The 5,207-nt window shown below is 59.0% G+C and carries 7 protein-coding genes; 6 read left to right on the top strand and 1 reads right to left on the bottom strand.

What is annotated here, in order from left to right; translation table 11 throughout:
- From NW853_RS10745 to NW853_RS10735, 3 genes are all read left to right on the top strand, one after another.
- The coding region (locus NW853_RS10745; RefSeq protein ID WP_414334204.1) for a GTP-binding protein at window positions 1-359 on the top strand (359 nt) is incomplete at its 5' end.
- A gap of 80 nt (window positions 360-439) precedes the next feature.
- Window positions 440-766, top strand: coding sequence for a hypothetical protein (locus tag NW853_RS10740; protein WP_414334206.1), 327 nt, complete (start codon window positions 440-442; stop codon window positions 764-766).
- Window positions 767-768: 2 nt separating this feature from the next.
- Entirely contained in the window at window positions 769-990 is a 222-nt protein-coding gene (locus NW853_RS10735) for a hypothetical protein (RefSeq protein ID WP_414334207.1), read from the top strand.
- Between the two features lie 52 nt (window positions 991-1,042).
- On the opposite strand, the gene guaA is transcribed toward NW853_RS10735, so the two are convergent.
- Window positions 1,043-2,593, bottom strand: a complete 1,551-nt coding sequence (guaA, locus tag NW853_RS10730) for a glutamine-hydrolyzing GMP synthase (RefSeq protein ID WP_414334239.1) — start codon at window positions 2,591-2,593, stop codon at window positions 1,043-1,045.
- A gap of 394 nt (window positions 2,594-2,987) precedes the next feature.
- Between guaA and NW853_RS10725 the strand changes: the two genes are divergently transcribed.
- The 3 genes from NW853_RS10725 to NW853_RS10715 form a co-directional block, all read left to right on the top strand.
- Window positions 2,988-4,013 (top strand): hypothetical protein, encoded by a 1,026-nt coding sequence (locus NW853_RS10725; RefSeq protein ID WP_414349006.1) that lies wholly within the window; start codon window positions 2,988-2,990, stop codon window positions 4,011-4,013.
- Window positions 4,010-4,792: a 16S rRNA (guanine(527)-N(7))-methyltransferase RsmG gene (rsmG, locus tag NW853_RS10720; RefSeq protein ID WP_414349005.1), complete on the top strand. Its 783-nt coding sequence runs from the start codon at window positions 4,010-4,012 to the stop codon at window positions 4,790-4,792. The genes NW853_RS10725 and rsmG overlap by 4 nt, the downstream gene beginning before the upstream one ends.
- Window positions 4,793-4,986: 194 nt before the next feature.
- Window positions 4,987-5,207, top strand: a 221-nt coding sequence (locus NW853_RS10715) for an RNA recognition motif domain-containing protein (protein ID WP_414334213.1), incomplete at its 3' end; no start/stop codon positions are given.

Below are 5,207 nucleotides of genomic sequence, written 5' to 3'. Positions count from 1 at the left end.
ACCATGAGCACGACCACGAACACAGCCACGAGCATGGCCACTCGCACCGCAGCCACATCGAGGTTGATGGTTTTAACTCCCTAGCTTTTGAGAGCGATCAGCCTTTTTCTCTAGACGCCTTCCAGAACTTTCTCAATGAGTTGCCCGAGGCAGTCTTTCGGGCCAAAGGGATCCTGTGGTTTGAAGAAAGCCCAGAGCGACATATCTTCCACCTCAGCGGTCGGCGCTACACCCTCAGCAGCGATGCATGGCCTCGCCAGCCCAAAAACCAGTTGGTGCTCATCGGCCAGCACCTCGATACGGCCAAGCTGCGGCAAAAGTTGCAAGCCTGTCTTGTCCCTGCGCCCGTCCAGGGCTAAGAACTGGGTGGCAGCTTAGAAGCGTCGGGCCCCGTTCCCGCAGCCTCGCGAGGGGAGCCTTGAGAGAGGGCATCCCAGCTATGTCCGACATTTTTGTGATGATCCGCAACCAGGCCAACAACGCCCTCACTTCCATCGACGGGATCCCTTTTCTCAGTTTCTTGGAGCGAGAGGGGCAGTTGATCGCAGAAGAAACCATCGAGCTGATTTATGCGGATGCTGGATTTGATGACCTGCCGGTTGGAGAATACACTGTGGGGGTAAGGCATGAACGGGTGGAGCCCCCCAAAGCTACCTGCCCAGTAAGTATCGCCTCTGAGGATGAGGTTGTTTTGGTAACATTTGTTTACCTTGAGCCCGAGCGGGTTCTGCTGACGATTCATGTCTCTGTGGAGAAGAGGTTGTAGCTATGACGGTCAAAGTCATCCCATCGCACTCGATCAAAGCCTTTCGCTATCGGGTGTTTTGTTTGGGACACGATCTCTGGAATGCCCGGGATCCGATTAGCCGTGCCAACCTGGCCCTACAACTGGCCGACGCGGCCACAACCCTGGCTCGCATGGAAGTCCAAGCCGCTCAGCCCTTCAGCTCAAGCCCTTCCTATTCCCTGCCAGAAGCAGGCCATCGGTGATTGATCCAGGCCGGCCTTGAGGCCAGAGGCAAGGGATCCCGCCTGACCCGCATCACTCCCACTCGATGGTGCCGGGTGGCTTGGAAGTGATGTCATAAACGACGCGGTTAATGCCCGGCACCTCGTTGACGATGCGGTTGGAGATGGTGGCCAAGAGGTCGTAGGGCACCCTGGCCCAATCCGCCGTCATACCATCTTCGCTGGTAACCAGTCGTACCACCACTGGGCAGGCATAGGTGCGCTTATCCCCCATCACCCCCACCGAGCGCACTTCCGGCAGCAGCACGGCAAAGGCTTGCCACAGCTTGGGGTAGTAGCCGGAGCGGTTGATCTCCTGGCGGACAATCATGTCCGCCTCGCGCAGGGTTTCCAGCCGCTCCTTAGTGACCTCGCCCACAATGCGGATGGCCAGGCCCGGCCCTGGGAAAGGATGGCGGCCAACAATTTCTTCCGGCAAACCCAACGAGCGGGCCAGTTGCCGCACCTCATCTTTGAAGAGCTTGCGCAGAGGTTCTACCAGCTTAAAGCGCAGATTTTCCGGCAGCCCGCCGACATTGTGGTGGCTTTTGATCTTGACGGCAATGCGCTCTCCGGTCACCGGATCCACATTGGTATTGGCCGACTCGATCACATCGGGGTAAAGAGTACCCTGGGCCAGGTACTCGAAGGGGCCCAGCCGCTGGGATTCTTCCTCAAAGACGCGAATAAACTCTGCCCCAATCCGTTTGCGCTTCTCCTCGGGATCGGTGACCCCCTGCAACTGCCGGAGAAACCGCTCTTGTCCGTCCACGTAGTGGACAGGGATGTGAAATTGCTCTTGGAAAAGGCGCAGCAGCCGCTGCGGCTCATCCTTGCGCATGAACCCCTGATCGATGAAGACGCAGGTGAGCTGGTCGCCGATGGCCTTGTGCAGCAAAAAAGCCAAAGTAGAGCTGTCCACCCCCCCCGAAAGGGCCAACAACACCTTCTTGTCTCCCACGCGGGCCCGGACTTCCCGAATCGCCTCCTCCAGAAAAGCTTCCGTTGTCCAGGTGGGCTCGCAGCCGCAGATGTGATAGACAAAATTGCGAATGAGAAAGGCACCGGCCTCCGAGTGGGCCACCTCTGGGTGAAATTGCACCCCGTAAAGACGGCGAGTGGGATCGGCAATGGCGGCACAGGGGGTGTTGTCCGTGGCAGCCAGGGCGTGAAAACCTGGCGGCAACTCGGTCACCGCATCCCCATGGCTCATCCACATGATGCTGTTTTCCGGCAAGTTGGTGAGCAGGTCGGTGGGATCCAAAATGTGCAGGGCGGCACGGCCGTATTCCCCCTTCTGGGCTGGCTCCACCTTGCCCCCCAACTGCTGCACCATGAGCTGCATGCCGTAGCATACGCCCAGGATGGGGATCCCTAAGTTCCAGATCTCCGGGTCACAAGCAGGAGCGCCCGGCTCATAGACCGAGTTGGGGCCGCCGGAGAGGATGATGCCCTGGGGCCGCATTTGCCGCAGGTGTTCAGCAGTGGTGCGGTAGGAAAGGATTTCCGAATAGACGTGGGTTTCGCGAATACGACGGGCAATGAGCTCCGAGTACTGGGATCCAAAGTCGAGAATAACGATCATCTGGCGCTGCACCTTGAGGGGGGAGAGAGACAGGTCAGAGCTAAGGAGAGATGCAGAAGCGCTCACAAAACCTCGCACAGTGCAGAAGAGAAAACCCGAACCAAGAAACCAACTTGGCTGTGGATAAGAAACGTTAAGGACCTTTCCATCGTAGCAGGGATGGGGGATTTTCTTGCAGCCGCCTGTCCTGGACAGCTTCTCCCAGGCCCGCTTTGAGAACAGAACTTCTCTGAAAAACTGTCTGATGAGCCCTGCCCCGCCAGCCAAGCGATGACTCCCAGTAATAATCGCAATAGTGAACCCAGAGACGCCAGGGCCGAGTCAAGACTTATGATCGTAAGGAGGCGATCCAGACCGGTGGGGATATTGGCAGGGATCTGCGATCCATCGTTTTATGTCCATTGTGGCTGAATCCTTTCAAACCTATCTTCGTCGTCGCCGCCGCCTGCTGGCCCGCCGCCTCAAACGGCAGCAGGGGTGGGGTGTGGTTTTGGCTTTGTTGGCTTTGTATTTGCTCAGTTGGGATGCGCCGGGCCAGGCTGGGCTATTGCCGCACCTGTGGAGGGGGCAACCCCTGTGGTTGGTGGTGATCCCGCTGTTGGGGGGAGGGCTGTACAGCTTGGGTGCAGGGCTCATCTGGATGCTGCGGCAGCGCCGACTTCCCCAGGGATCCGCAGGTTCTGCTCAGCTTCTGGCCCAGATGATCAGCTTGCCCCACTTGGCTTTGGCCGCTCTGCTCTGGCTGGGGTTGGCGATTTGGGGAGAGCATCTTCTGCCTTTTCTGGCCCAGCAAAAGCCGCAGTTGTTGGCAGGCCTGGTGATCAGTTGGCTGCTGGCCCAGGGGTGGAGTTTTCTGCAAACGGGTTGGGTGGTAGAGGCTGGACAACTGTGGGCCGATTATCTGCAGGAGTTGCGCGGCTCTGTATTGCAGCCCTGCTACCAGCGCCTGGAAACCTGTCGTCGCTCGCTCCATTTTTACCATGCCATTTGGCAAGATCTGCAACTGGAAGAACTGGAGGCCCAGCACCTGATTCAACTGTTGTCTGAGTCGTTGCTGCCGCTGACGCTGCCGCTCAAGGTTTATGCTCAGCGGGTTCACCATTGCTGCCAGCAGTTGGCGGCCTTATTGGCCCAGATGCAAGAGCGGGTAGAACGGCTGGAGCAGGTGCTTTTGGATATAGAGCTGGAGTTGGCTGCCCAGCAGCCGTTGCAAGCTCAGCCCCAACCGATCAACTTGCTGGCAGAAGATTGGGCCAACTGCCAGGAGCTGGATTTGCAGGAGCTGGTTTGCTTGAACCAGGAGCTGCTGGGCGCCGACCGATCTTTGCAGGGCTTGACCCAAGAGCTGAAAGGCTGGGCCGACCGAGCCATTCCCGCCGGATTGCAACTGGGATCGCGATGGCTGGGATCCCTGGGATGAAGAAGGCTGCCCCGCCTGCCTCTGAGCCCCCCGAACTGGAGGCCCTCTGGGAGAGCTGGCTGGCGGAGCTGGGCTGGCAGCCTTCTGAGCCGCAGCGGCAGCAACTGCAACAGCTCTATCCCCTGGTGATGGCCGGAAACCGCACCCAGAACCTGACCCGCATCACCGCTCCCATCGATTTTTGGGAGAAACACCTGTGGGACTCGCTGCGGGGCCTACGCTTGCTGGGATCCTGGGCGGCGATTCAAGCTCGGCCCTGGCGGGGCATCGACATCGGCACCGGGGCAGGGTTTCCAGGGATCCCGGCCCAAATTGCCCTGCCCCAGGCCAGCTTCACCCTACTGGACAGCAGCCAACGCAAGATTGCCTTTGTGCAAGAGGCCCTGCAGCAGCTCTCCCTGACCCAGGCGCGGGCGGTGGCCCAGCGAGCCGAAATCTGGGGGCAAGACCCGCAGGAACGCGGCAGCTACGATCTGGCCCTGGCCAGAGCCCTGGCAGCGGCAGAGGTTTGCGCCGAGTATTGTCTGCCCCTGCTCAAGGTGGGGGGACGCGCCATCCTCTACCGTGGCCATTGGATCGAGGCAGAAGCCCAAACTCTGGAGCGAGCCCTTTCTCTCCTGGGGGGGAAGCTGATCCACGTCGAAGCCTTCACTACCCCCCGCAGCCACGGGATACGGCATTGCCTGCTGGTGGAGAAAGTTGCCCCCACACCAGCTTACTATCCCCGCTCTCCCGGCATTCCCAAACGCCAGCCGCTGGGCCAAGGCAAGCGCTGCTAACAGTTGGGATCCTTAATTTCCTAGCTCAAAAAAGCTTCTGCAAATTCTTGGAGAAAGATCTTGGACAGGTAGTTTGCAAATGCCGTTGGGGAGACTAAGATGTGGTTGGCATCAGGTTCGGATTGAGCCAATGGTCTAACCAGGTGAGCTTCCGAACTGAGCGCTAAAGGTTAAGGTTCGGAGTTCGCTACGTTATGACCATTTTTGTGGGCAATCTGTCCTTCAAGGCCAGTGAAGAAGATCTGCGGCTTGTGTTTGCCGAGTACGGCACCGTCAAGCAAATTAAGCTGCCGGTAGATCGGGAAACGGGCCGCAAGCGCGGCTTTGCTTTTGTGGAGCTGGAAAACGAGGCCGACGAGCAAAAAGCCATCGACGAGCTGGATGGCGCCACCTGGATGGGCCGGGATCTGAGGGT

It is taken from the genome of Synechococcus sp. H55.11 (assembly GCF_047462475.1).
Lineage (GTDB): Bacteria > Cyanobacteriota > Cyanobacteriia > Thermostichales > Thermostichaceae > Thermostichus.
The sequence above is the reverse complement of the archived record's forward strand: the minus strand, read 5'-3'. Positions and strand labels throughout refer to the sequence as shown.